20 protein-coding genes and 1 tRNA gene are annotated in these 21478 nt (G+C 74.0%); 12 read left to right on the top strand and 9 right to left on the bottom strand.

Annotated features, from left to right (window positions below):
- Nucleotides 1–4: 4 nt before the first annotated feature.
- Nucleotides 5–1207: a GNAT family N-acetyltransferase gene (locus ACI79H_RS01415; RefSeq protein ID WP_456552586.1), complete on the bottom strand. Its 1203-nt coding sequence runs from the start codon at nucleotides 1205–1207 to the stop codon at nucleotides 5–7.
- A gap of 289 nt (nucleotides 1208–1496) precedes the next feature.
- Between ACI79H_RS01415 and ACI79H_RS01410 the strand changes: the two genes are divergently transcribed.
- The 3 genes from ACI79H_RS01410 to ACI79H_RS01400 all read left to right on the top strand — a co-directional run bounded on the left by ACI79H_RS01410 (nucleotide 1497) and on the right by ACI79H_RS01400 (nucleotide 3160).
- On the top strand, nucleotides 1497–2120 hold the full coding sequence (locus ACI79H_RS01410; protein WP_456552585.1) for a uracil-DNA glycosylase: 624 nt from the start codon (nucleotides 1497–1499) through the stop codon (nucleotides 2118–2120).
- A 23-nt stretch (nucleotides 2121–2143) separates the two neighbouring features.
- A tRNA-Leu gene (locus ACI79H_RS01405) sits at nucleotides 2144–2220 on the top strand.
- A 124-nt stretch (nucleotides 2221–2344) separates the two neighbouring features.
- Entirely contained in the window at nucleotides 2345–3160 is an 816-nt protein-coding gene (locus ACI79H_RS01400; RefSeq protein ID WP_456552584.1) for a Bax inhibitor-1/YccA family protein, read from the top strand.
- Nucleotides 3161–3296: 136 nt separating this feature from the next.
- Here the strand turns inward: ACI79H_RS01400 and ACI79H_RS01395 are convergent, their stop codons facing one another.
- The gene (locus ACI79H_RS01395; RefSeq protein WP_456552583.1) at nucleotides 3297–4517 is read right to left on the bottom strand and encodes an acetyl-CoA C-acetyltransferase; all 1221 of its coding nucleotides are present in this window, start codon (nucleotides 4515–4517) and stop codon (nucleotides 3297–3299) included.
- Nucleotides 4518–4651: 134 nt separating this feature from the next.
- Nucleotides 4652–5668, bottom strand: coding sequence for an SGNH/GDSL hydrolase family protein (locus ACI79H_RS01390; protein ID WP_456552582.1), 1017 nt, complete (start codon nucleotides 5666–5668; stop codon nucleotides 4652–4654).
- 77 nt (nucleotides 5669–5745) lie between these two features.
- On the opposite strand from ACI79H_RS01390, the gene ACI79H_RS01385 reads away from it, so the two are divergent.
- On the top strand, nucleotides 5746–7107 hold the full coding sequence (locus tag ACI79H_RS01385) for a DUF2252 domain-containing protein (protein WP_456552581.1): 1362 nt from the start codon (nucleotides 5746–5748) through the stop codon (nucleotides 7105–7107).
- Here the strand turns inward: ACI79H_RS01385 and ACI79H_RS01380 are convergent.
- From ACI79H_RS01380 to ACI79H_RS01370, 3 genes are read right to left on the bottom strand one after another with little or no spacing between them, the layout of a single operon-like run.
- A complete protein-coding gene (locus ACI79H_RS01380) occupies nucleotides 7076–7894 on the bottom strand; it encodes an alpha/beta fold hydrolase (protein WP_456552580.1) in 819 nt (272 codons plus the stop codon). The genes ACI79H_RS01385 and ACI79H_RS01380 overlap by 32 nt on opposite strands.
- 36 nt (nucleotides 7895–7930) lie before the next feature.
- Nucleotides 7931–9919: a VWA domain-containing protein gene (locus ACI79H_RS01375; protein ID WP_456552579.1), complete on the bottom strand. Its 1989-nt coding sequence runs from the start codon at nucleotides 9917–9919 to the stop codon at nucleotides 7931–7933.
- A 2-nt stretch (nucleotides 9920–9921) separates the two neighbouring features.
- Nucleotides 9922–11388, bottom strand: a complete 1467-nt coding sequence (locus ACI79H_RS01370) for a sigma 54-interacting transcriptional regulator (RefSeq protein ID WP_456552578.1) — start codon at nucleotides 11386–11388, stop codon at nucleotides 9922–9924.
- Nucleotides 11389–11564: 176 nt separating this feature from the next.
- Between ACI79H_RS01370 and ACI79H_RS01365 the strand changes: the two genes are divergently transcribed.
- Genes ACI79H_RS01365 through ACI79H_RS01355 form a run of 3 tightly spaced genes read left to right on the top strand, consistent with a single transcriptional unit; the run spans nucleotide 11565 to nucleotide 15470 of the window.
- Nucleotides 11565–12572, top strand: a complete 1008-nt coding sequence (locus ACI79H_RS01365) for an ATP-binding cassette domain-containing protein (protein WP_456552577.1) — start codon at nucleotides 11565–11567, stop codon at nucleotides 12570–12572.
- Nucleotides 12569–13375 carry an ABC transporter permease gene (locus tag ACI79H_RS01360; protein ID WP_456552576.1) on the top strand — a complete coding sequence of 269 codons (807 nt, stop codon included), beginning with the start codon at nucleotides 12569–12571 and terminating at the stop codon, nucleotides 13373–13375. Before ACI79H_RS01365 ends, ACI79H_RS01360 begins: the two co-directional genes overlap by 4 nt.
- 37 nt (nucleotides 13376–13412) lie before the next feature.
- A complete protein-coding gene (locus tag ACI79H_RS01355) occupies nucleotides 13413–15470 on the top strand; it encodes a M3 family metallopeptidase (RefSeq protein WP_456552575.1) in 2058 nt (685 codons plus the stop codon).
- Here the strand turns inward: ACI79H_RS01355 and ACI79H_RS01350 are convergent.
- Both ACI79H_RS01350 and greA read right to left on the bottom strand, forming a co-directional pair.
- The gene (locus tag ACI79H_RS01350) at nucleotides 15465–15785 is read right to left on the bottom strand and encodes an RNHCP domain-containing protein (protein ID WP_456552574.1); all 321 of its coding nucleotides are present in this window, start codon (nucleotides 15783–15785) and stop codon (nucleotides 15465–15467) included. The genes ACI79H_RS01355 and ACI79H_RS01350 overlap by 6 nt on opposite strands.
- Nucleotides 15786–15792: 7 nt before the next feature.
- A complete protein-coding gene (gene greA, locus ACI79H_RS01345) occupies nucleotides 15793–16296 on the bottom strand; it encodes a transcription elongation factor GreA (protein WP_456552573.1) in 504 nt (167 codons plus the stop codon).
- Nucleotides 16297–16541: 245 nt separating this feature from the next.
- Here greA and mca point away from each other — a divergent pair, with 245 nt between their 5' ends.
- The 4 genes from mca to ACI79H_RS01325 all read left to right on the top strand — a co-directional run bounded on the left by mca (nucleotide 16542) and on the right by ACI79H_RS01325 (nucleotide 19733).
- Nucleotides 16542–17429, top strand: a complete 888-nt coding sequence (gene mca, locus ACI79H_RS01340; protein WP_456552572.1) for a mycothiol conjugate amidase Mca — start codon at nucleotides 16542–16544, stop codon at nucleotides 17427–17429.
- A complete protein-coding gene (locus ACI79H_RS01335; protein WP_456552571.1) occupies nucleotides 17426–17761 on the top strand; it encodes a hypothetical protein in 336 nt (111 codons plus the stop codon). The genes mca and ACI79H_RS01335 overlap by 4 nt, the downstream gene beginning before the upstream one ends.
- A gap of 98 nt (nucleotides 17762–17859) precedes the next feature.
- Nucleotides 17860–18459, top strand: a complete 600-nt coding sequence (locus ACI79H_RS01330; protein WP_456552570.1) for a hypothetical protein — start codon at nucleotides 17860–17862, stop codon at nucleotides 18457–18459.
- A 23-nt stretch (nucleotides 18460–18482) separates the two neighbouring features.
- Nucleotides 18483–19733, top strand: coding sequence for a geranylgeranyl reductase family protein (locus tag ACI79H_RS01325; RefSeq protein WP_456552569.1), 1251 nt, complete (start codon nucleotides 18483–18485; stop codon nucleotides 19731–19733).
- Between the two features lie 22 nt (nucleotides 19734–19755).
- Here the strand turns inward: ACI79H_RS01325 and trhA are convergent, their stop codons facing one another.
- Complete coding sequence (gene trhA / locus ACI79H_RS01320; RefSeq protein ID WP_456552568.1) at nucleotides 19756–20571, bottom strand: PAQR family membrane homeostasis protein TrhA; 816 nt, start codon at nucleotides 20569–20571, stop codon at nucleotides 19756–19758.
- A 106-nt stretch (nucleotides 20572–20677) separates the two neighbouring features.
- Between trhA and ACI79H_RS01315 the strand changes: the two genes are divergently transcribed.
- Nucleotides 20678–21457, top strand: a complete 780-nt coding sequence (locus tag ACI79H_RS01315) for an isoprenyl transferase (protein ID WP_456552567.1) — start codon at nucleotides 20678–20680, stop codon at nucleotides 21455–21457.
- Nucleotides 21458–21478: the final 21 nt, after the last annotated feature.

The following is a 21478-nucleotide window of genomic DNA, read 5'->3' as shown; positions in this document are numbered from 1 at the left end:
CCGTTCAGCCGCCGGCGCGGGCCTGCCGCACGCGGTGCATGGCGCTGCGGGCGAGCTCCCGCGCACGGCCGTCGAGCGCCCGCCGCGCCATCGCCAGCACGGCCGAGGCGGCGGTCGTCACGGGGATGTAGCCGGCGGAGCCCAGGAGGCCGGGCCGGGGGAGCAGCACCCGCTCCGCCGTCACGTGGTCAGGACGCCAGCGGAGCTTGTAGTCCTCGTCGCCCCGCAGGAACGAGTAGCGGGGGAGCTCCAGCCGTTCGGCGAGGGCCAGGGCGCCGCCCACGAGGAGCACCGAGGTGTCGATGTGCTCGCGCAGGTCCGGGTCGATCCCGGCGAGGTAGTAGGCCAGCTCCCGGTGCCCGACCAGGTCCACCTCGCTGGCCATCACCCGGCCGTCCAGGCGGTACTCGACGACCACCGCCCGGCCTCCGGCGACCATCGCCGTGAGCGCCTCGGCCAGGAAGGTCCGGAACCGCTCGGTGAGGTGCTCGGGGTTGCCGCGCCGGCCCGCCCACTGCGCCTCGTGCAGCCGGATCAGCTCCGCGACGGCGTCCGGGACCTCGGCCGGCGTCAGCTCGACCCGCTCGATCCCCAGCTTGTCGACCTTCTTGAGCTTCCGGCGCAGGGTGCCGGCCGTCCGCGACGGGACGCGCGCCAGGAGGTCGGCCTGTGGCAGCACCGGCAGCTCGAGGTTGAGCGAGGACGGGGACCGCCGCACCCGGCCCGGCCAGAGCTGCACCCACCGCTCGGCCGCCGATCCCGGCAGCACCTCGGGCAGGTCGAGGACCCGCCACCCGGGGACCTGCGCCAGCGCGCGGACGAGCCGCGGGCCCGCGTCGGGGACCCGCGGGTCGAGGAGGACGTCGGAGGAGTCGCTCAGCGGGCCGCCGAGGAGAGCCAGCACCGTCACCGGCCCGCGGCGGGCCCGGAAGAGCGGAGCCGCGGCGACGAGCACGTCACCGTCCCAGACGGTGACCGCAGCCAGCTGCCCGGCGGGCACGTAGGCGCGCGCCCAGGCGCTGCACCACGCGTGCGACGAGAAGGCCGTGGCGGCGGGGCTGCGGCGCCAGAGGTCGTCCCACGCCGCGGCGAGGGCGTCGAACCCGCCGAGCTCGGAGACGACGGTCGTCCGGGAGGCGCCCGGGTGCGGCCGGTCGGGTCCTGTTCGCTGCAGCTCGTGCGCAGCGGGCAGCGCCGTCGCGCTCATCCGGGCTCACCCTTCGTCCGTGCGGCATCTCGCGCCGTCCGGGCGGAGTGCTGACCTCCCGAGCGTAGGGACGGGGGGACCGGGGCGAACCCCTCCGAAGAGGGATCTTGACCCGCAGCCACACTGGGCCGTGCTCTCCGACGCCGCGGCAGGCCTCCCCGTCACCCGGACAGCGGCGGGGGTCGTCCGCTCCGCACGGGCGACCCGGGAGCTCACCGTCCTGGACCGACGGATCTCGAACTGCTTCGCCTGCCCCCGCCTGGTGGCGTGGCGCGAGGAGGTCGCTCGGGTGAAGCGTGCCTCGTTCCGCGAGGAGGACTACTGGGGTCGGCCGGTGCCGGGGCTCGGCCCGGCCGACTCGCGCATCGCCGTCGTCGGGCTCGCACCCGCCGCGCACGGGGGCAACCGCACCGGACGGGTGTTCACCGGCGACCGCAGCGGCGATTGGATCTTCGCGGCGCTGTGGCGGGCCGGCCTGGCCAACCAGCCGGCCTCGACCCACGTCGGGGACGGCCTCCAGCTCACCGGCGTGCGGGTCGCGGCGGCGGTCCGCTGCGCCCCGCCGGCCAACGCGCCCACCCCCGCGGAGCGGGACACCTGCTCGCCGTGGCTCGCCCGCGAGCTGGACCTGCTGCCGCAGCTCCGGGTGGTCGTGGTCCTCGGGGGCTTCGGGTGGACGGCGCTGTGGCCGGTGCTCGCCGCGGCCGGCTACGCGGTCCCGCGCCCCCGCCCGGTCTTCGGTCACGGCGCCGAGGTGGAGCTCACCGGTCCGCGCGGCCCGCTCACCGTGCTGGGCAGCTACCACGTCAGCCAGCAGAACACCTTCACCGGCAAGCTGACCGAGCCGATGCTCGACGCCGTCCTCGGCCGGGCGACGGAGATCGCCGGATCGGCCGGCACCGCGCCGCACTAGCGTGCAGGCAGCGAGGACGTACGGCCCCCGTAGCCCAATCGGCAGAGGCAGGCCCCTTAAAAGGGTCCCAGCGTCGGTTCGAACCCGACCGGGGGCACCACCGGCACCGGCCGGGAGCGTCGTCGACACGCCGGAACTACCGGGGACCTCCGGGCGTTGACCAGACCGAGTGGAGTGCACCACCGTGTACGACACGATCCAGCGGTCACCTCGAGGAGATGACAATGCCCAGCAGTAACCCCGCTTTCCGGGGGCTCGGCGGCGCAGGCGGCCAGCAGCAGGCGGGCTGGGGCTCCGCGCCGCAGTACGGCGCGCCCGGCCAGTACGGTGCCCCCACGCAGGACCCCTACGCCGCTCCGTCGCCGTACTCGGCGACGACGACGCGGTACATGACGATGGACGACGTCGTCACCAAGACCGGGCTGTCGTTCCTGGTCACCGTGATCGCCGCGGCGGCCGTGTGGGCCGCCCCCGGTCAGGCCGCGTGGGGCCTGGCCCTCCCGGCCGTCCTCGCCGCCTTCGTGCTGGGCCTGGTGATCTCGTTCAAGCAGATCGCGAACCCGATCGCCACGCTCTCCTACGGCGCGCTCTACGGCGTCGCCCTGGGCGCGATCAGCGAGGCGTTCAACACCGTCTACCCCGGCATCGTGGTGCAGGCCCTGATCGGCACCTTCGGTGTCTTCGGCGGCATGCTGGTGGTCTACAAGACCGGCGCCGTCCGGGTGACCCCCAAGCTGACCCGCTGGGTGATCGGCGCGCTCGTCGGCGCGCTGGTGCTGATGCTGGCCAACTTCGTCGCCTACTTCTTCATGGACGACGGCCTCGGCATCCGCAGCGACGGCCCGCTGGGCATCCTGTTCAGCGTCGTGATGATCGGCATCGCCGCGTTCCTGCTGCTCATGGACTTCGACGCGGCCGACGAGGCCATCCGGCGCGGCGCCCCGGCGAAGTTCGCCTGGTACATCGCGTTCGGCCTGCTGGTCACCGTGGTCTGGCTGTACATCGAGATCCTGCGGCTGCTCAGCTACCTGCGCGAGTAGTACCCGGACACCACCGAGCAGTGGCCCGGTCCCCGCACGGGGGCCGGGCCACTGCCTCGTCCGGGGGGCGTCGCCCTCGGAACGCACAGCGGCCCGGCCCCACGAGGGGCCGGGCCGCTGCCTTGCTGGAGCTGGATCAGGACAGGCGCTCGATGACCATCGCCATGCCCATGCCGCCACCGACGCACATGGTCTCCAGACCGAAGGTCTTGTCCCGGGTCTGCAGGCCGTTGATCAGCGTGCCGGTGATGCGGGCACCGGTCATGCCGAACGGGTGCCCGACGGCGATGGCGCCACCGTTGACGTTCAGCTTGTCGATGTCGATGTTGAGGTCCCGGTAGCTCGGGATGACCTGAGCGGCGAACGCCTCGTTGATCTCGACGAGGTCGATGTCGTCGATGCTCATGCCCGCGCGCTTGAGCGCCAGCTTCGAGGCGTCGACGGGGCCGTAGCCCATGATCTCCGGCGACAGACCGGTGACCGCCGTCGAGACGATGCGGGCCAGCGGGGTCAGGCCCAGCTCGGCGGCCTTGGTGTCGCTCATGACGACCACGGCGGCGGCGCCGTCGTTGAGCGGGCAGGCGTTGCCGGCGGTGGCCCGGCCGTCGGGGCGGAAGGCCGGCTTCAGGCCGGACAGCGCCTCGACGGTGGTGCCGCGACGGGGGCCGTCGTCCTGGCTGACGACGGTGCCGTCCGGCGTCGTCACGGGGGTGATCTCGCGGGCCCAGAAGCCGTTGTCGATCGACTCCACGGCCAGCTGCTGGCTGCGGGCGGCGAACTCGTCCATCTCCTGGCGGGAGACGTCCTTGATCAGCGCCAGGTTCTCCGCCGTCTGGCCCATGGCGATGTAGACGTCGGGGATCTCGCCGCTCTCGCGCGGGTCGACCCACGTGTCGGCGCCGCTCTCGGCGGCCTTGGCGGCCTTGGCCTGCGCCTCGTTGAACAGCGGGTTCTTCGTGTCCGGCAGGCCGTCGCTGTTGCCCTTGACGAAGCGGGACACCATCTCGACACCGGCGGAGATGAAGACGTCGCCCTCGCCGGCCTTGATGGCGTGCAGCGCCATGCGGGTGGTCTGCAGCGACGAGGAGCAGTAGCGGGTGATCGTGGTGCCGGGCAGGTGGTCCATGCCCATGAGCACGCTGACGACGCGACCCATGTTGTAGCCCTGCTCACCGCCGGGGAGGCCGACGCCGAGCATCAGGTCGTCGACGTCGCGGGGGTCCAGAGCCGGCACCTTGTCCAGCGCGGCCTTCACGATGGTGGCGGCGAGGTCGTCGGGGCGCAGGTCCTTCAGCGAGCCCTTGAAGGCGCGGCCGATGGGGGAGCGGGCGGTGCTGACGATGACTGCTTCGGGCATGGGTCCTCCACGATGAGGGGGTCCGGCCACGCTCTCGCCGGACGTCGGGTCACCCACGAAGCTACCCCGGCCGCGTCCGCGCCTATGAGCCGCGGCACACGACGGCGCGCGCTGTGGTCCGCGTCACGCGGCGCTCAGGGCGCGACCGGCTCCTGCTCGGCCTGCTCGGCGAGCTCCGCCGCGGGGATCTCCGGCGGCCGGCGGCGGCGCAGCAGGGCCCAACCGCCCCGCGGCCCGGCGGCCGAGCCGGCCACCTCGGCCGGCTGCACCTCGCTGCCGGTGCGGCTGGCGGCACGGGCGGCCGCGCTGGCGACCGGGCGCACGGTGTCGCGGCGCAGCGGACCCCGGCGGCGCTCGGCCGCCGGCCAGACGCCGAGCGCGTCGGCCACCGACGGCAGGATCACCGCGGCGGCGTGCGCGTAGCCGTAGGCGCTGGGGTGGAACTCGTCCCGGCTGAACAGCGAGCGGTCGGTGGCGAAGGACGGCCCGAGGACCGACCCCAGCGAGACGGTGCGGCCGCCGGCCTCGACGACGGCGATGGTCTGCGCCGCCGCCATCTGCCGGCTCCAGCGGCGGGCGAGGGTCCGCAGCGGCTGACCGATCGGGCGGATCGTGCCGAGGTCCGGGCAGGTGCCGACCACCACCTCGGCACCGGCCGCGGTCAGCCGGCGGACGGCGTCCCCGAGGTGGCGCACCGAGACGGCCGGCTTGGTCCGGCTGGTGACGTCGTTCGCGCCGATCATGATGAGCGCGACGTCGGGCCGCTCCAGGAGGGCGGCGTCGACCTGCGCGTCGAGCTGCGGGGACTTGGCGCCGGAGACGGCCAGCCGGGTCAGCCGGACCGGCCGCTCGGCCAGCTCGGCCAGCGCGGCCGCGACCAGGACACCCGGGGTCTGGGCCGCGCGGTCGACACCCAGGCCCACCGCGCTGGAGTCGCCGAGCACGGTGAACGAGATCGGGGTGCCGCGGCCCCGGCCGTAGACGCCGTCGCCGGACGGGGGATCAGGCTCGCGGCGGGCGTCCACCCGGCGCCGGGCGGCGCGCGCCTCCTCCCGGAGCAGCGCGTAGACCAGCGCCCCGAGGAGGCCGACGCCGCCACCGCCGTAGGCGGCACCCGAGGCCAGCCTGCGGGCCGCGCTCGCTCGCGTCACGGTGCCTCCCTCCGGCCGTCGTCGGATGCGTCCCCGGTCGTCGCCACCGAGGTTATCCGCCGCCTACCGTGCACCCCGTGGCCGTCTCCCCCGCAGGTGTGACCCCGTCCGCGCAGCTCGACGAGCGGTCCCGGCAGATCGTCGACGTCCTCGTCGAAGCCTTCTCCGACCTGATGGCAGCCGACGCCGCGGCCTTCCGGACCAAGTTCCGGAAGATGGCCGCCGACCCGTTCGCCTTCTACCGGGGCAGCGCGTGCCTGTTCTACGCCGACATGGCGGGCACCGAGGACCGCTGGTGCGACGAGCGCACCTCGCGCGTGTGGATCCACGGCGACCTGCACGCCGAGAACTTCGGCACCTACATGGACGCGACGGGGCGGATCGTCTTCGACGTCAACGACTTCGACGAGGCCTACCTCGGGCACGTGAGCTGGGACCTGCGCCGGTTCGCCGCCAGCTTCGCCCTGCTGGCCTGGCGCAAGGCGTTCTCCGACGAGGTGATCGGCGAGCTCCTCGCCGTCTACCTGGACGCCTGGCTGGACCAGGTGGAGGCCTTCACCCGCTCCGACGCCGACCGGGACTTCGCCCTCGTCGCGGGCAACACCGAGGGCGCCGTGCGGGACCTCATCCGCCGGACGGCCGGTCGGACCCGGTTGGGCCTGCTCGACCGGATGACCGTCGTGGAGGACGGGGAGCGCCGCTTCGCCGACTCGCCGCGCAACCGGCGGCTGGAGGAGGCCGAGCACGACGAGGTCAGGGCGGCGCTGGACCGGTACCAGGCCACGCTGCCGCCGCGCCCCTGGCGGCGCGAGGTCGCCTACGACGTGAAGGACCTCATCGGGACCGCCGGGTTCGGCATCGGCAGCGCCGGGCTGCCCGCCTACAACGTGCTGCTCGAGGGCTACGACCAGGCGCTGGAGAACGACGTCGTCCTGTCGGTGAAGCAGGGCGCCGTGCCGGCGCCCAGCCGGATCGTGACCGATCCGGCGATCCGGGGGTACTTCGAGCACGAGGGGCACCGGACGGCGGTGAGCCGGCGGGCGTTGCAGTCGCACGCGTCCCAGTTCCTCGGGTACACCGAGCTCCGCGGGACCGGCTTCGTCGTCGCCGAGCTGTCGCCCTACGAGCTGGACCTCGAGTGGGAGGACCTCACCGAGCCCGACGAGATCCGGCCGGTGCTCGCGCAGCTGGGCCGGGCGACGGCCAAGCTGCACTGCGTGGGCGACGCCGACAGCGACCACGCGCTGGTGCCGTTCCAGACCGAGGAGGCGATCGTCGCGATGCTCGACGGCCGGCGCGAGGAGTTCGTCGCCGACCTGGTCGACTTCGGGCACGCCTACGCGCGGCGGACCCAGGAGGACTTCCGGCTCTTCGTCGACGCGTTCCGCGCCGGCGCCGTCCCCGGCATCAGCTCCAGCGGCGCGCAGCCGGGGCGCTGACCGCGGGCGGCAGGTGCGCGGCCAGCCGGTCGGCGAGGTCGGAGACCTGCCAGCGGTGCCCGCTGCCGGGCAGGTGCACCCGCTCGGCGGCCGGCAGCGCGGCGACGAGCGCATCCGCGGCGTCGTGCATGAACGCGAAGGTGCCGGTGCCGACGAGCACGACGGCCGGAGCGGTGATGCCGGCCCACAACCGGGACCGGGGCGCCGACTGCGTCCAGGCCAGCGCCTCCGCGTCGGCCTCGAGGGTGGGGGCCATGCGCTCGTACAGCGGCCAGCGCGGCCCGTCGCGCATGTCCCGGAACCACTGCGGCGGCATGCCGTCGGTGTAGAGCCGCCACACGGCCTCGCGGTCGCCGGCCGCCACGAGGTCCCGGACGGCGGACAGGTACGCGGGCCCGTCCGCCCCGCACTCGGGGCCCAGCGGCACCTCCCAGAGGAACAGCCGCTCCACGCCGTCGAGCTCGGCGGCCGCGGCGAGGGCGATCGCGCCGCCCGACGAGCTGCCGTACAGCCACGCCCGGCCGCCGACGAGGTCGAGCAGTGCGCGGACCGCCGCCACCTCGCGGGCCAGCCCGAACGGCGGCTCGCCGCCGCTGTCGCCGCGGCCGGGCCGGTCGTGGTGGACGACGTCGAAGCCGCGCCGCGCCAGCTCGCCGGTCAGCAGCCGCGTGTCGGCGTCCACCGCTCGGAACTGGCCCGCGCCGCCGATCAGGACCAGCGGCTGGCCGGCGCCCTCGCGGTCGTAGGCGATGCGGGTGCCGTCCGCGGCCAGCGCGTACTCGGTCATGTGCTGCAGACCGCGGGCGCGCCCAGGAGTGAGCGGTCAGCGGCTGCGGCGGCCCTTCCGCGACCGCAGGTAGTCGGCCACGACGAACTCGCCGAGCCGGTCGCTGTCCGGGGTGAACACCCGGCCGCCGGCTCGCTCGGTCAGGTCGTGCACGAAGTGCACCAGACCCGGGTCCGGGTCGAGCGCGAACACGTTGACCGTGGCGCCGGAGCGGGCGACCCGCTCGACCTCGGCCACCGTGCGGGCGATCGTCTCGGGCATCGGTGGCCAGCAGAAGAACGGCGTCCCGTCGTCCTCCAGGTGGGCCGTCGGCTCGCCGTCGGTGACCACCAGCACCACCGGCTCGGCGTCGTGGTGCCGGGCCAGGAACCGCCGGGCGAGCATCAGGCCGTGCTGCAGGTTCGTGCCCTGCAGCGTGTCGACCGACAGCTCGGCGAGGGTCTCCGGGCGCAGCACCTGCGCGGTCGAGGCGAAGCCGATGATCTCGATGGCGTCCTGCGGGAAGCGGGTGGTGACCAGCGAGTGCAGGGCCATCGCCGTCGACTTCGCCGCGCCCCACGTGCCGCGCAGCGCCATGGAGTAGGAGAGGTCGACCAGCAGCGCGACCGCGGCGCCGGTGCGCCGCTCGGTCTCGACGACCTCGAAGTCCTCGACGGCGATGCGGACGCGGCGCTCGTGCTCGGGTCGCGGCTCGTGCGCGGTGCGCAGGACGGCGTTCTTCACCGTGCGGACGACGTCCAGCGGCTGCTCGTCGCCGAACCGCCACTCCCGCGAGCTGCCGGTGAGCTCGCCGGCCGCGCCCGCGTCGGCCACGTCGTGGTCGCCCCGGCCGGCGGCGTCGAGCTGGGCGAACACGCGGCGCAGCGCCGTCGCCCCCAGCCGCCGCACCGCCTTGGGCGAGAGCTCCAGCTTCCCGCCGGACCGGTTGAGGTAGCCCTGCCGCTCGAGCTCGGTCTCCATCTGCCGCAGGGCGGCGAGGTCGTCGACGGCGGGCCGGCCGAGCGCGCGCTCGAGCAGCTCCTCGTCGATGTCGGCCAGCGAGGCGCCGGCGTAGCCCTGCGAGAGCTGGTTGGACAGCGCCTCCAGGTCGGCGAGCTCGGCGACGGCGGAAGTCGCGTCACCCATGCCGAGGGCCTGCTCGCCGTCGGGCACCTGGCCGCGCCGGCCCCAGGGGAGGTCCGGACGGGCCTGGCGCAGCGCGTCGCCCAGGTGGGCCATCTCGCTGGCCAGCCCCATGTCCTCCATGGTCTGCGCCATGAGGTCGGCCAGCTCGGCCCGCTGCTCGGGGGAGAGCCCGGCCATCATGCGTTCCTGCGCGGCGGCCCGGCGGGCCAGGGAGTCGATGAGCTCCTCGACCGACTGCGGGTCGTCGGGGAAGAACTGGCCGTGCTTGTCCATGAAGTCGGCGAACCGCTCGTCGGTGTCCTCGCCGCGGTTGTGCGCGTCGACCAGCTGCGAGAGGTCGGCGACCATGTCCTTGATGGCCTGCATGTCCTGCTCGCCGGCGTTCTCCAGCGCCTGCTTCATGGAGGCGAAGGAGCTGTCGAGCACCTCCCGGCGCAGCAGGTCCTGGATCTGCTCGTAGGCCTGCCGCGCCTCGTCGGACCGCCACTGCCAGTCCTTGAGCGCGCGCACGGCCCCGGCGGTGTCCTCGGGGAGGGCGTCGAGCTCGCCCTCGGCCAGCCGGGCCGAGTCGTCGGGGTCCGGGAAGAGCTCGCGGCGCTCGGCCTCGACCGCCCGGTCCAGCAGCTCGCGCACCTCCTGCAGCGTGCCGTCCATCCGGCCGGCGGTGCGGGCCTTGCGCAGCCGCTCGCGCACCGAGCGCCGCAGCTCGTCGAGGCCGCGGCGGCCCTCGGCGCCGCGGCGCAGCAGCTCGCGCAGCGCCTCGCGCACGCCGCTGCCGGCCAGCACGGAGTCGCCGATCTCGTCGACGGCGTTGCCCAGGTCGTAGGGCGGCGCGAGCGGGTCGGGCCCGCCGCGCCAGCGTCCGTAGCGGTACCCCTTCGGCGTGCGCCCCCGGGTCATGGTCAGGCCCCGTAGATCGTGCGGCCGCCGTCGGTGTCCTTCGCCAGCCGCCGGGTCAGGTAGAGGCCCTCGAGTGCGAACTCCACGGCCGCGGCGGCCTGCTCGGCGGACTGCTCGCCCTCCGGGACGCCGAGCCGGCCGAGGAGCTCGGCCAGCCGCGGGATGGTGCCGAGCTGGCCCAGCAGCGCCGGGGCGCTCACCAGCTCGCCGGACTCCACGGTCTCCCCGCCGGTGAAGTGCTCCTGCAGCCCGGTGAGGTCCAGGCCGGCGCACCGCGCGCGGAACGTCTGCGCCGTCGCCTGCCGCAGCAGGTGGTCGAGGATCTCCAGCTCGCGGTCGTCGTCGTTGTCGCTGCCGGAGTCGGCGAACTCGACCTTGCCGCGGCTGGCCGGGACGACGCTCGGGAGGTCGACCACGCGGGCCACCGGACGGGTCTCCCCGGCGATGGCCGCCCGGCGGACGGCGGAGGCGGCCACCGTCTCCAGGCCGGCGATGGCGAAGCGGGCGCTGACGCCGGAGCGCTGGTCCACGTGCGTGGACTCGCGAACCAGGCGGGTGAACCGGGCGACGATCTCGGTCAGGTGCTCGGGCACCAGCGGGGCGCTCTGGTCGTCGCCGCCCAGCGCGGAGGTCTGCGCCTCCTGGTGCAGCAGCCGGATCTCGTCGGCGAGCTCGATCGGGTAGTGGGTGCGCACCTCGGCGCCGAACCGGTCCTTGAGCGGGGTGATGATCCGGCCGCGGTTGGTGTAGTCCTCGGGGTTGGCGCTGGCCACCAGGAGGAGGTCCAGCGGCAGCCGGACCCGGTAGCCGCGGATCTGGATGTCGCGTTCCTCGAGCACGTTGAGCAGCGCGACCTGGATCCGCTCGGCCAGGTCGGGCAGCTCGTTGACGCTGAAGATGCCGCGGTTGGTGCGCGGGACCAGCCCGTAGTGGACCGTCTCGGGGTCGCCGAGCGTGCGCCCCTCGGCGACCTTGATGGGGTCGACGTCGCCGATGAGGTCGCCGACGCTGGTGTCGGGGGTGGCCAGCTTCTCGCCGAAGCGCTCGCTGCGGTGCAGCCAGCCGACGGGGGTGGCGTCGCCGTGCTCGGCGATCTGCCGGTGGGCCCACACGCTGATCGGGGCCAGCGGGTGCTCGTTGAGCTCGCTGCCCGTGAGCACGGGGGTCCACTCGTCGAGCAGGCCGACCAGCGTGCGGATCAGCCGGGTCTTGCCCTGGCCGCGCTCGCCGAGCAGCACCAGGTCGTGGCCGGCGATGAGCGCCCGCTCGACCTCGGGCAGCACGGTGTCCTCGAAGCCCACCATGCCGGGCAGGCTGGGCTCCCCGCGGCCGAGGCGGGCGAGCAGGTTGGCCCGGATCTCGGCCTTGACCGGGCGGGCGGTGGCGCCGCTGGCGCGCAGCTCGCCGAGCGTCGTGGCAGCGGGGGCGGGGGTGGTCGGTCCGGTGGCTGTTCCGGCGGTGTCCGTCACCCCAGGAACGGTACGACGCGGACGGCCCGAACGGGGGCGCCGAACGATCTCCCTCGCGGCGGGCGCTGAGTTCGGCGCCCGAGCGCGGTCGTCACGGTCATGGATGCCCAGCGCACGCTCCGCTCTCCGCGAAAAGCACTCGGGAACTGTCGGTACCCCGCCCTAGCGTGGCCGGCATGACCGACGCGATCGTCGTCGAGGGCCTCGTGAAGCGCTTCGGCGCCACCACCGCCCTGGACGGAGTGGACCTGACGGTGACCGAGGGCTCGGTGCTGGGGCTGCTCGGCCCCAACGGGGCCGGGAAGACCACGGTGGTGCGGATCCTGACCACGCTGCTGACCGCCGACGCCGGTCGGGCGGAGGTCGCCGGGCTCGACGTGGCGGGCGACGCCGACGCGGTCCGCGCGACCATCGGGCTCACCGGCCAGTACGCCGCCGTCGACGAGTACCTCACCGGCTTCGAGAACCTCGAGATGGTGGGCCGGCTGTACCGGTTGCCCCGGGCGGAGGCGCGGAAGCGGGCGGGCGAGCTGCTGGAGCGGTTCGACCTCACGGGGGCGGCGAACCGGCCGGCCAAAACCTACTCCGGCGGCATGCGCCGCCGGCTGGACATCGCCGCCTCGCTGATCAACCGGCCGCGGGTGCTGTTCCTGGACGAGCCGACGACCGGCCTGGACCCGCGCAGCCGGCTGGCGATGTGGGAGTTCATCGCCGAGCTCGCCGACGGCGGGACGACGATCCTGCTCACCACCCAGTACCTGGAGGAGGCCGACCGGCTGGCCGACCGCATGGTGGTCATCGACCGCGGCCGGGTGATCGCCCGCGGCACCGCCGACGAGCTCAAGGCGCAGGTGGGCGGGCAGCGGCTGGAGTTCACCGTCACCGACGCCGCAGTCCTCCCCGGGATGGTCGAGGCGTTGCGGCCGCTGGCGGTGGACGAGCCGAACGTCGACACCGCGAGCCGGCGCTTCTCGATGCCGGTGAGCGGCGGCGCGGAGGTGCTGGCCGAGGCGCTGCGCCGGCTGGACGGCTCGACCGCGCAGATCTTCGACGTCGGCCTGCGCCGGCCCGACCTCGACGACGTGTTCCTCGCCCTGACCGGGCACGCGGCCGAGGAGGCCGCCACCGACGACGACGACGAGCACCGCGAGGTCGCGGCCGTCCCCACCGGAGGAGTCCGATGAGCAGCCTGGCCGCGACGCTGTCGGACAGCGTCGTCATCACCAAGCGCAACCTGATCAAGGTCAAGCGGGTGCCCGACCTGATCGTGTTCGCGACGCTGTCGCCGATCATGTTCGTGCTGCTGTTCCGCTACGTCTTCGGCGGCGCCATCAACCTGCCGCCGGGCATCAACTACGCGGAGTTCCTGCTGCCCGGCATCTTCGCGCAGACGGTGGTCTTCGGGTCGACGGTGACCGGCGCCTCGATCGCCGAGGACCTGCAGAAGGGCCTCATCGACCGGTTCCGGTCGCTGCCGATGTCCCGCGCCGCGGTGCTCATCGGCCGCACGGTCGCGGACGCCGGGCTGAACGTCATCTCGATCACCGTTATGGCGCTGACCGGGCTGGCGGTCGGCTGGCGGATCAACTCGTCGGTGCTCGAGGCGGCCGGTGGGTTCCTGCTGCTGCTGGTCTTCGCCTACGCGGTCAGCTGGCTGATGGCGCTGGTCGGACTGCTGGTGCGCACGCCGGAGGTCGTGAACAACGCCAGCTTCATGGTCATCTTCCCGCTGACGTTCGCGTCGAACGCCTTCGTGCCGCTGGAGTCCTTCCCGTCGGTGCTGCAGACGTTCGCGGAGTGGAACCCGGTGTCCACCGTCGTCCAGGGAGCCCGGGAGCTGTTCGGCAACACCGTCCCCGGTGCGCCGGTGCCCGACGCGTGGCCGCTGGAGAACCCGGTGCTCTACACGCTGCTGTGGACGGCGACCATCCTGGTGGTCTTCGTGCCGCTGTCGGTGCGCGCCTACCGCCGGACGGCGTCCCGCTGACCGGCGGCCCGCGGGACCGCGGTGTAGACAGCTCGTGATGAGTGCTGCAGACACCCCCTCGGTGACCTCCGCCAACCCGTTGTCGACCCCCTCGACGCTGCCGTTCGCGCTGCCGCCGTTCGGGGAGATCACCGCGGAGCACTGCCGGGAGGCGCTGCTGGCCGGGATGGTCGAGCAGCGGGCGGAGGTCGCGGCGATCGTGGGCTCCGCGGAGCCGGCGGGCTTCGAGAACACGGTGGTCGCGATGGAGCGCTCCGGCCGGCTGCTCACCCGGGCGTGGAGCGTCTTCGGCAACCTGACCTCGTCGGTGTCCACGCCGCGGCTGCGGGAGATCGAGCGGGAGATCGCACCGCTGGCCGCCGCCCACTCCGACGCGCTGCGGCTGGACCCGGCGCTCTTCGCGCGCATCGACGCGGTGCACGAGGCCCGTCACGACCTCGGTCTCGACGCGGAGCAGCTGCGCCTGGTCGAGCGCTACCACCTGGACTTCCGGCTGGCGGGCGCTCAGCTGGACGAGGCCGGGCGCGAGCGGCTCACCGCGCTCAACCAGGAGCTGTCCGGCCTGACGACGACCTTCGGGCAGAACGTGCAGCTGGCCATGGAGGCCGCGGCGGTGCACGTCGACGACGTGGCGCAGCTGGCCGGGCTGAGCCCGGAGGAGATCGACGCCGCACGGACCGCCGCGACGGACCGCGGGTCGGAGGGGTGGCTCCTCCCGCTGTTCCTGCCCACCCGGCAGCCGGTGCTGGCCAAGCTCCGGGACCGGGACCTGCGGCGCCGCGTGCACGAGGCCTCGGTGGGCCGGGCGTCCTCCGGGGAGCACGACAACGGTCCGGTGGCCGTCCGCATCGCCACGCTCCGCGCACAGCGGGCGCGGCTGCTGGGCTTCGCCTCGCACGCCGAGCTCGTGCTGGCCGACCAGACCGCTCGCACCACCGAGGCGGTCGACGCGATGCTGGCCTCGATGGTCCCGGCGTCGGTGGCCAATGCCGAGGCCGAGGCGGCGGTGCTCGCCGAGGCCGCAGCCCGCGACGGCGTCGAGCTCGCGCCGTGGGACTGGGCCTTCTACAGCGAGCAGGTCCGCGCCGAGCGCTACGCCGTCGACACCGCCGCGCTGCGCTCGTACTTCGAGCTGGACCGGGTGCTGGTCGACGGCGTCTTCCACGCCGCCGAGCTGCTCTACGGGTTCCGCTTCACCCCGCGCCCGGATCTGTCCGGCTACCACCCCGAGGTGCGGGTCTGGGAGGTCAGCGACGCCGACGGTTCCCCGGTCGGGCTCTACCTGGGCGACTACTTCGCCCGCGAGGGCAAGCGCGGTGGCGCCTGGATGAACTCCTTCGTCACCCAGTCACGGCTGCTCGGCACCTCACCGGTCGTGGTCAACAACCTCAACGTCTCGCGCCCTCCGGAGGGCCGCCCCGCCCTGTTGACGCTGGAGGAGGTGGACACGCTCTTCCACGAGTTCGGGCACGCCCTGCACGGGCTCAGCTCGTCGGTCACCTTCCCGCGGTTCGCCGGCACCAGCGTGCCGCGCGACTTCGTCGAGTTCCCGAGCCAGGTCAACGAGATGTGGGCGACCTGGCCGGAGGTGCTGGGCAACTACGCCCGGCACGTCGAGACCGGCGAGCCGATCCCGGCCGCGGCGGTGGAGGCGGTCGACGCCGCGCGGCTGTGGGGCGAGGGCTTCGCGACGCTGGAGTACCTGGCGGCCACGCTGCTGGACCAGGCCTGGCACCGGATCGGGCCGGACACCGAGGTCGGCGACCCGCAGGAGTTCGAGCGGGGCGCGCTGGAGCGGGCCGGCGTGGTCTCCGAGCTCGTGCCGCCGCGCTACCGGACGACGTACTTCAACCACGTCTTCGCCGGCGGCTACTCGGCCGGCTACTACTCCTACATCTGGTCGGAGGTCCTCGACGCCGACACCGTGGAGTGGTTCAAGGAGAACGGCGGGCTGAGCCGCGAGAACGGCGACACCTTCCGTCGCGAGCTGCTCGCCGTCGGGGGATCGGTGGACCCGCTCGAGGCCTTCCGCGCCGTCCGCGGCCGCGACGCCGACCCCGGCCCCCTGCTCAGGCGCCGGGGCCTGGCCTCATAACCAGGGCAGGGACAGCACCAGGTCCAGGTCGTCGGGGGCGTCGCCGTCCCGGACGAGACGGTTGGGCTGGCGGTGGCCGCAGGCGGTGCAGCGGTGCACCACCTGCCAGCCCTTGCCCGACTTCTCCACCAGCCCGACCGGCTCCATCGGCTGCCGGCACGTGCTCGCCCGGTCACCGGGCAGCTCGTCGACGTGCAGCGACCACAGGCAGTACGGGCAGTGGTTCCGGTAGTGCCCGTCGGTGTTGGCGGGCACCGGTGTCGCGCAGTGCACGCACGCGAACCCGGTGTTCTCTGCCCGACGGGATCGGGTCACCGGCAGATCAGGGGACGAACGGCTCGACGCCGACGACCTCGACGGTCATGTCCCGGCCGTTGGGCGCCTGGTAGGTCACCGTGGCGCCCGGAGCCGCGCCCAGAATGGCCGCGCCCAGCGCCGACTCGGGGGAGTAGACGGTCAGGTCGGTGGTGCCGGCGATCTCGCGAGAGCCGAGCAGGAACTTCTCCGTGTCGTCGTCGCCGGCGAACTTGACGGTGATCACGGTGCCGAGCGCGGCGTTGGTCGCCGTCGCCGGCGGCTCGCCGACCTGGGCCTTGCGCAGCAGGTCGGTCAGCTGGCGGATCCGGCCCTCCTGCTTGCCCTGCTCGTCCTTGGCGGCGTGGTACCCGCCGTTCTCCTTGAGGTCGCCCTCTTCGCGGCGGGCGTTGATCTCCGCGGCCATGGCCGGGCGGTTCGCCACCAGCTGGTCGAGCTCGGCCTTGAGCCGGTCGTAGGCGTCCTGGGTCAGCCAGACGCCCTGGTCCTGCTCGTCGGTGGGGGTGGACACGACGGACTCCTGATAATCGGGAGGCCGCCCCCGAACGGGGACGGCCGGTGGTCGAACGGCCAAGCTAACACCGCGCGGAAGGCGGGTGCACGGAGCTGCGGGGCCGCTCCCGGGTTACGAGACGGTACCGGTTCGGGGGTGACCGGCGACACAGTTCACCCGTCCGAGGCGCCGGTCGGGGCACCGGTCCGGCGGGTGCGGGGACGGTCCACCGGCTCCGCGGCCGGACGGGGGACAATGCTCCGGTGACCCGACCCGACCAGCTGCGCCTGCTCGCCGTCCACGCCCACCCGGACGACGAGTCGAGCAAGGGCGCCGCCACCATGGCCAAGTACGTCGCCGAGGGCGTGCAGGTCATGGTGGCCACCTGCACCGGCGGCGAGCGCGGCTCCGTGCTCAACCCGGCGATGGACCGCCCCGAGGTGTGGGAGCGGCTGCCCCAGATCCGCGTCGAGGAGATGGCGAAGGCCCGCGAGATCCTCGGCGTCGAGCAGGAGTTCCTCGGCTTCGTCGACTCCGGCCTGCCCGAGGGCGACCCGCTGCCGCCGCTGCCCGAGGGCTGCTTCGCGCTCGTGCCGCTCGAGGAGGCGGCTGCGCCGCTCGTCGCCCTGATCCGCCGCTTCAAGCCGCACGTCATCACGACCTACGACGAGCGCGGCGGCTACCCGCACCCCGACCACATCAAGACCCACGAGGTCTCCGTGCACGCCTTCGAGGCCGCCGGCGACCCCGACCGCTACCCCGGGCTCGGCGACCCCTGGCAGCCGAGCAAGCTCTACTACCACATGAGCTTCACGCTGCCCCGGACGAAGGCGCTGCACGAGGCGATCCTCGCGACCGGCGCGGAGTCGCCGTACACCGAGTGGCTGGCCAACTGGGACCCGGCGCGCGACATCTCCCACCGCGTCACCACGAAGGTGCCGTGCGGCGAGTACTTCGCCGTCCGCGACGCCGCGCTCATCGCCCACGCCACCCAGATCGACCCGCTGGGCCGCTGGTTCGCCTGCCCGATCGAGACGCAGCAGGAGATCTGGCCGACCGAGGACTACGAGCTCGCCCGCTCGCTGGTGGAGGCCTCGGCGCCGGAGGACGACCTGTTCGCCGGCCTGCGCAGCGAGGTGGCCGCCCGATGAGCACCACCCTGGGAGCCGTCCTGGCCGCGGAGCAGCAGCTGCCGGAGGACGTCGGCAAGTCCGGCCCGCTGGGCCTGCTGCTCATCGTCGTGCTGCTCGTCGCGGTCGCGTTCCTCGTCCGGTCCATGACGGGACACCTCCGGAAGCTGCCCCGCAGCTTCGACCCGGCCGACGAGGCCTCCTCGGTCGTCGTCCCCGACGACATCTCCGAGCTGGACCGGCGCGACGAGCCGGGGCAGGAGCTGCTGGACACGCTGCGCCGGGCGCCGCGGGCGATCGAGGCGCCGCGCCGGGACGACGACCGGCCCGAGGGGCCCACGCCCCGGGGATAGGTCGCGTTCGCCGTCGGCGGAGCGGGCGACCCTTGCGAACGGTCCGCTGCGGTCTACCGTTGTAAGCGTGTAATCAACCGCTGCACCGGGAGGTCGCCATGCACGCCCACCGATTCGCCGACGCCGCCTTCGGTCCCGGCTCCCGCCGCGGACGCGGCCGCGGGCCGGGCGGCCGCGCCCAGGAGACGGCGCCGCCGGTCGACCGCGCGGAGGTCGCCGGCTGGTTCGCCGGCCGGCTCCCGGACGGCTGGTTCACCGGTCCGGTCGAGCTGCTCGTCGACCGCGACGAGATCACCGTCGTCGGCACGTTGCCGGAGCCCTCGGCCGGGGAGGGGGACGCCGTCGCCGCGCAGGCCGGCCGGATCGCCCGCTTCCGCGAGGACACCCGGCGCGAGCGGATGGCGATCGCCGACGCCGCCCAGGAGCGGTACGGCCGCTCCGTCGCCTGGGGCGCCGCGTGCGGCGGCACCCGCGAGCTGTTCACCACCCTGTCGGTTCCGGTGATGACCCGGCTGCGCCAGCCCGAGCGGCTGGTCCTGGACACGCTGGTCGACGCCGGGGTCGCCCGGTCGCGGTCCGAGGCGCTGGTCTGGGCCGTGCGCCTGGTCGGCCGCAACACCGAGGACTGGCTGGCCGAGCTGCGCGCGGCCATGGCGTCGGTCGAGGAGGTCCGGGCACGGGGTCCGCAGCCCGGCTGAGCCGACCAGGGACACTGGGTGACGTGCCGACCAGCGCCCTCCCCGCCGCCACCGACGTCCTCGTGGTGGGAGCCGGGCCGGCGGGGTCCGCGGCCGCTGCCTGGGCGGCGCGCGACGGCCGCGACGTCGTCCTCGCCGACGCCGCCGTCTTCCCGCGCGACAAGACCTGCGGCGACGGGCTGACGCCGCGCGCCGTCGCCGAGCTCGACCGGCTCGGGCTCGGCGACTGGGCGCGCGGCAAGGCGCGCAACCGGGGGCTGCGGGCCGCGGGCTTCGGCCGGGAGTGGCAGCTGCCCTGGCCGGGCGGGGAGCTCCCCGACCACGGCAGCGCCGTGCCCCGGACCGAGCTGGACGCGCGGATCCGGCAGGTGGCCCTCGACGCCGGGGTCGCGCCGATGGACGGTGCCCGCGCCGTGGACGTGGAGCGTGACGGCGACCGGGTGCGGGCCGTCGTGTTCGAGCACTCCGACGGGCAGCGGTCGACCGTGGCCTGCCGGCGCCTCGTGGTGGCCGACGGTGTGCGCTCGCCGCTGGGCCGGCTGCTCGGCCGCACGTGGCACCGAGACACCGCCTACGGGGTCGCCGCCCGGGGCTACGTCCGCTCCGCCCGGGCCGACGACGAGTGGATCTCCTCGCACCTGGAGCTGCGCGGGGTCGAGGGCGAGCTGCTCTCGGGCTACGGGTGGATCTTCCCGCTGGGCGCGGAGGCGGGGGAGGTGAACATCGGCGTCGGCACGCTGGCGACGTCCCGCCGCCCGGCCGGGGTGCAGCTGAAGAGCCTGCTCGAGAAGTACACCGACACCCGCCGCGCCGAGTGGGGTCTCGACGGCGACGTCCGGCTGCCGGCCTCGGCGCTGCTGCCCATGGGCGGCGCGGTGTCCGGCGTCGCAGGGCGCAACTGGGCGCTGGTCGGTGACGCCGCCGGCTGCGTCAACCCGCTCAACGGGGAGGGCATCGACTACGGCCTGGAGACCGGCCGGTCGATCGCCGGGCTGCTCGACGAGCCCGACTGGTCGACCGCGTGGCCGGAGACCCTGCGCGGGCACTACGGCGAGGCGTTCTCCATCGCCCGCCGGCTGGCCGGGCTGCTCACCCTGCCCCGCTTCCTGCCGGCGGCCGGGCCGGTGGGCATGCGCTCCCGCCCGCTGATGACCGTCGCGCTGCGCGTGATGGGCAACCTGGTCACCGAGTCCGACAGGGACCTCACCGCCCGCCTGTGGCGCACCGCCGGGCGGCTCTCCGTCCGCCTGGACGACCGCCCGCCCTTCAGCTGACCCGGTGCCCTGACCGGCCGGCTCAGTTGAAGGGCGAGTTGTACATCGCGAAGTAGACGGCGATGTAGTGGCAGATCGCGGCCACGACGGTCATCGCGTGGAAGACCTCGTGGTAGCCGAACGTGCCCGGCCACGGGTTGGGCTTCTTGATGCCGTAGGCGATGCCGCCGAGGGTGTAGAGCACGCCGCCGGTGGCGAGCAGGACCAGCGACGCGACGCCGGCGAAGTGCAGGATGTCGGTCAGGACGAAGACGGCGACCCAGCCCAGGCCGATGTAGAGCGGCACGCCCACCCAGCGGGGCGCCGTCGGCCAGGTCATCTTCAGCGTCACGCCGCAGATCGCGCCGATCCAGACCACCGCGAGCACCCAGAAGCCGGTCACCTGGTCGACGGCCAGCAGCGCGAAGGGCGTGTACGTCCCGGCGATGAACAGGAAGATCATCGAGTGGTCGAGCCGCTTCATGATCTTCCAGCCGCGCGGTGACCAGCGGCGGCGGTGGTAGAGCGCGCTGACGCCGAAGAGGCCGCAGATCGTGAGGCAGTAGACGGTCACGGAGAGCCCCGCCCGCGCGCTCTGCACATAGGCCAGCGGGATGAGCACGGCGCCGGCGACGATCGCGCCGAAGAACGAGAACAGGTGCAGCCAGCCGCGCATCCGCGGCCGGGTGTCGGGGTGGTTCCAGTCGGAGTCGCCGAAGTCCTCGGCGGTCCAGGCCCGTTCGACCCGCTCGCCCTCCTCGAGGACGGCGGTGACCGCCTCCTGGCGCGGCGCTTCCAGCTCCGCGCTGTCGGCCTCGACCCGGACGGGCTCGCGGTCGGCGGGGGACGAGGTTCTCATGCGCCGAGGCTACGGAGCCGTAGGTCCGCCGTCATCCGGAGGCACTGTGAGCTTGCTGCCAGCGGCGTCGTGTCCGCCGCGGGCAGTGGGCCTAGGGTGAGCGTTCGTGGGTGTGCGGCGCGGTGTGCGGGACGCGCTCACCCGCGTCTACGAGCGCCGGCTGGCCCGTGGGCTGGTCGGTGCCGACATCCCGCGGCACGTCGGCGTGATCATGGACGGCAACCGCCGCTGGGCGCGCTCCATCGGCATGGAGGACGTCGCCCACGGGCACCGCCGCGGTGCCAGCAAGATCGTCGACCTGCTGGGCTGGTGCGACGACGCCGGCGTGCAGGTGGTCACCCTCTTCATGCTGTCCACCGACAACCTGCGCCGTCCCGAACCCGAGCTCAGCGCGCTGCTGCGGATCATCGAGGACGTCGCCGTCGACCTGGCCGGTCCCGGCCGCCGGTGGCAGATCCGCTCGATGGGCGCCGCGGAGGTGCTCCCGCCGGAGACCGTCGCCGTCCTCAAGCAGGTCGAGGAGGACACCCGCGACCGCGGCGGCGCCACGGTCAACCTGGCCGTCGGCTACGGCGGACGGCGGGAGATCGCCGACGCCGTCCGCTCGCTGCTGTCCGAGCACGCCGCGCGGGGGACGTCGCTGGACGACCTCGTGGAGGCCCTCGAGGTCGAGCACATCGCCGAGCACCTCTACACCCGCGGGCAGCCGGACTGCGACCTGGTCATCCGGACCAGCGGCGAGCAGCGCATGTCCGGCTTCCTGCTGTGGCAGACGGCGAACGCCGAGTTCCACTTCACCGACGTGTACTGGCCCGACTTCCGGCGGGTCGACTTCCTGCGCGCCCTGCGCGACTACTCCGCCCGGCACCGCCGCTTCGGCGAGTGACCGCGGGCTGCGAGACTGCCC

The organism is Blastococcus sp. SYSU D01042 (assembly GCF_054050515.1).
Note: the sequence above shows the minus strand (reverse complement) of the source record. Positions and strands in the feature narration are given on the sequence as shown.

What these genes read in the sequence shown, in the direction of transcription:
- ACI79H_RS01395 (WP_456552583.1), bottom strand. Translation starts at nt 4,517, where the DNA reads ATGCCCGAAGCAGTCATCGTCAGCACCGCCCGCTCCCCCATCGGCCGC.
- ACI79H_RS01400 (WP_456552584.1), top strand. Translation starts at nt 2,345, where the DNA reads ATGCCCAGCAGTAACCCCGCTTTCCGGGGGCTCGGCGGCGCAGGCGGC.
- ACI79H_RS01380 (WP_456552580.1), bottom strand. Translation starts at nt 7,894, where the DNA reads ATGACCGAGTACGCGCTGGCCGCGGACGGCACCCGCATCGCCTACGAC.
- trhA (WP_456552568.1), bottom strand. Translation starts at nt 20,571, where the DNA reads ATGAGAACCTCGTCCCCCGCCGACCGCGAGCCCGTCCGGGTCGAGGCC.
- ACI79H_RS01415 (WP_456552586.1), bottom strand. Translation starts at nt 1,207, where the DNA reads ATGAGCGCGACGGCGCTGCCCGCTGCGCACGAGCTGCAGCGAACAGGA.
- ACI79H_RS01335 (WP_456552571.1), top strand. Translation starts at nt 17,426, where the DNA reads ATGAGCACCACCCTGGGAGCCGTCCTGGCCGCGGAGCAGCAGCTGCCG.
- ACI79H_RS01375 (WP_456552579.1), bottom strand. Translation starts at nt 9,919, where the DNA reads ATGACCCGGGGGCGCACGCCGAAGGGGTACCGCTACGGACGCTGGCGC.
- ACI79H_RS01355 (WP_456552575.1), top strand. Translation starts at nt 13,413, where the DNA reads ATGAGTGCTGCAGACACCCCCTCGGTGACCTCCGCCAACCCGTTGTCG.
- ACI79H_RS01330 (WP_456552570.1), top strand. Translation starts at nt 17,860, where the DNA reads ATGCACGCCCACCGATTCGCCGACGCCGCCTTCGGTCCCGGCTCCCGC.
- ACI79H_RS01365 (WP_456552577.1), top strand. Translation starts at nt 11,565, where the DNA reads ATGACCGACGCGATCGTCGTCGAGGGCCTCGTGAAGCGCTTCGGCGCC.
- ACI79H_RS01360 (WP_456552576.1), top strand. Translation starts at nt 12,569, where the DNA reads ATGAGCAGCCTGGCCGCGACGCTGTCGGACAGCGTCGTCATCACCAAG.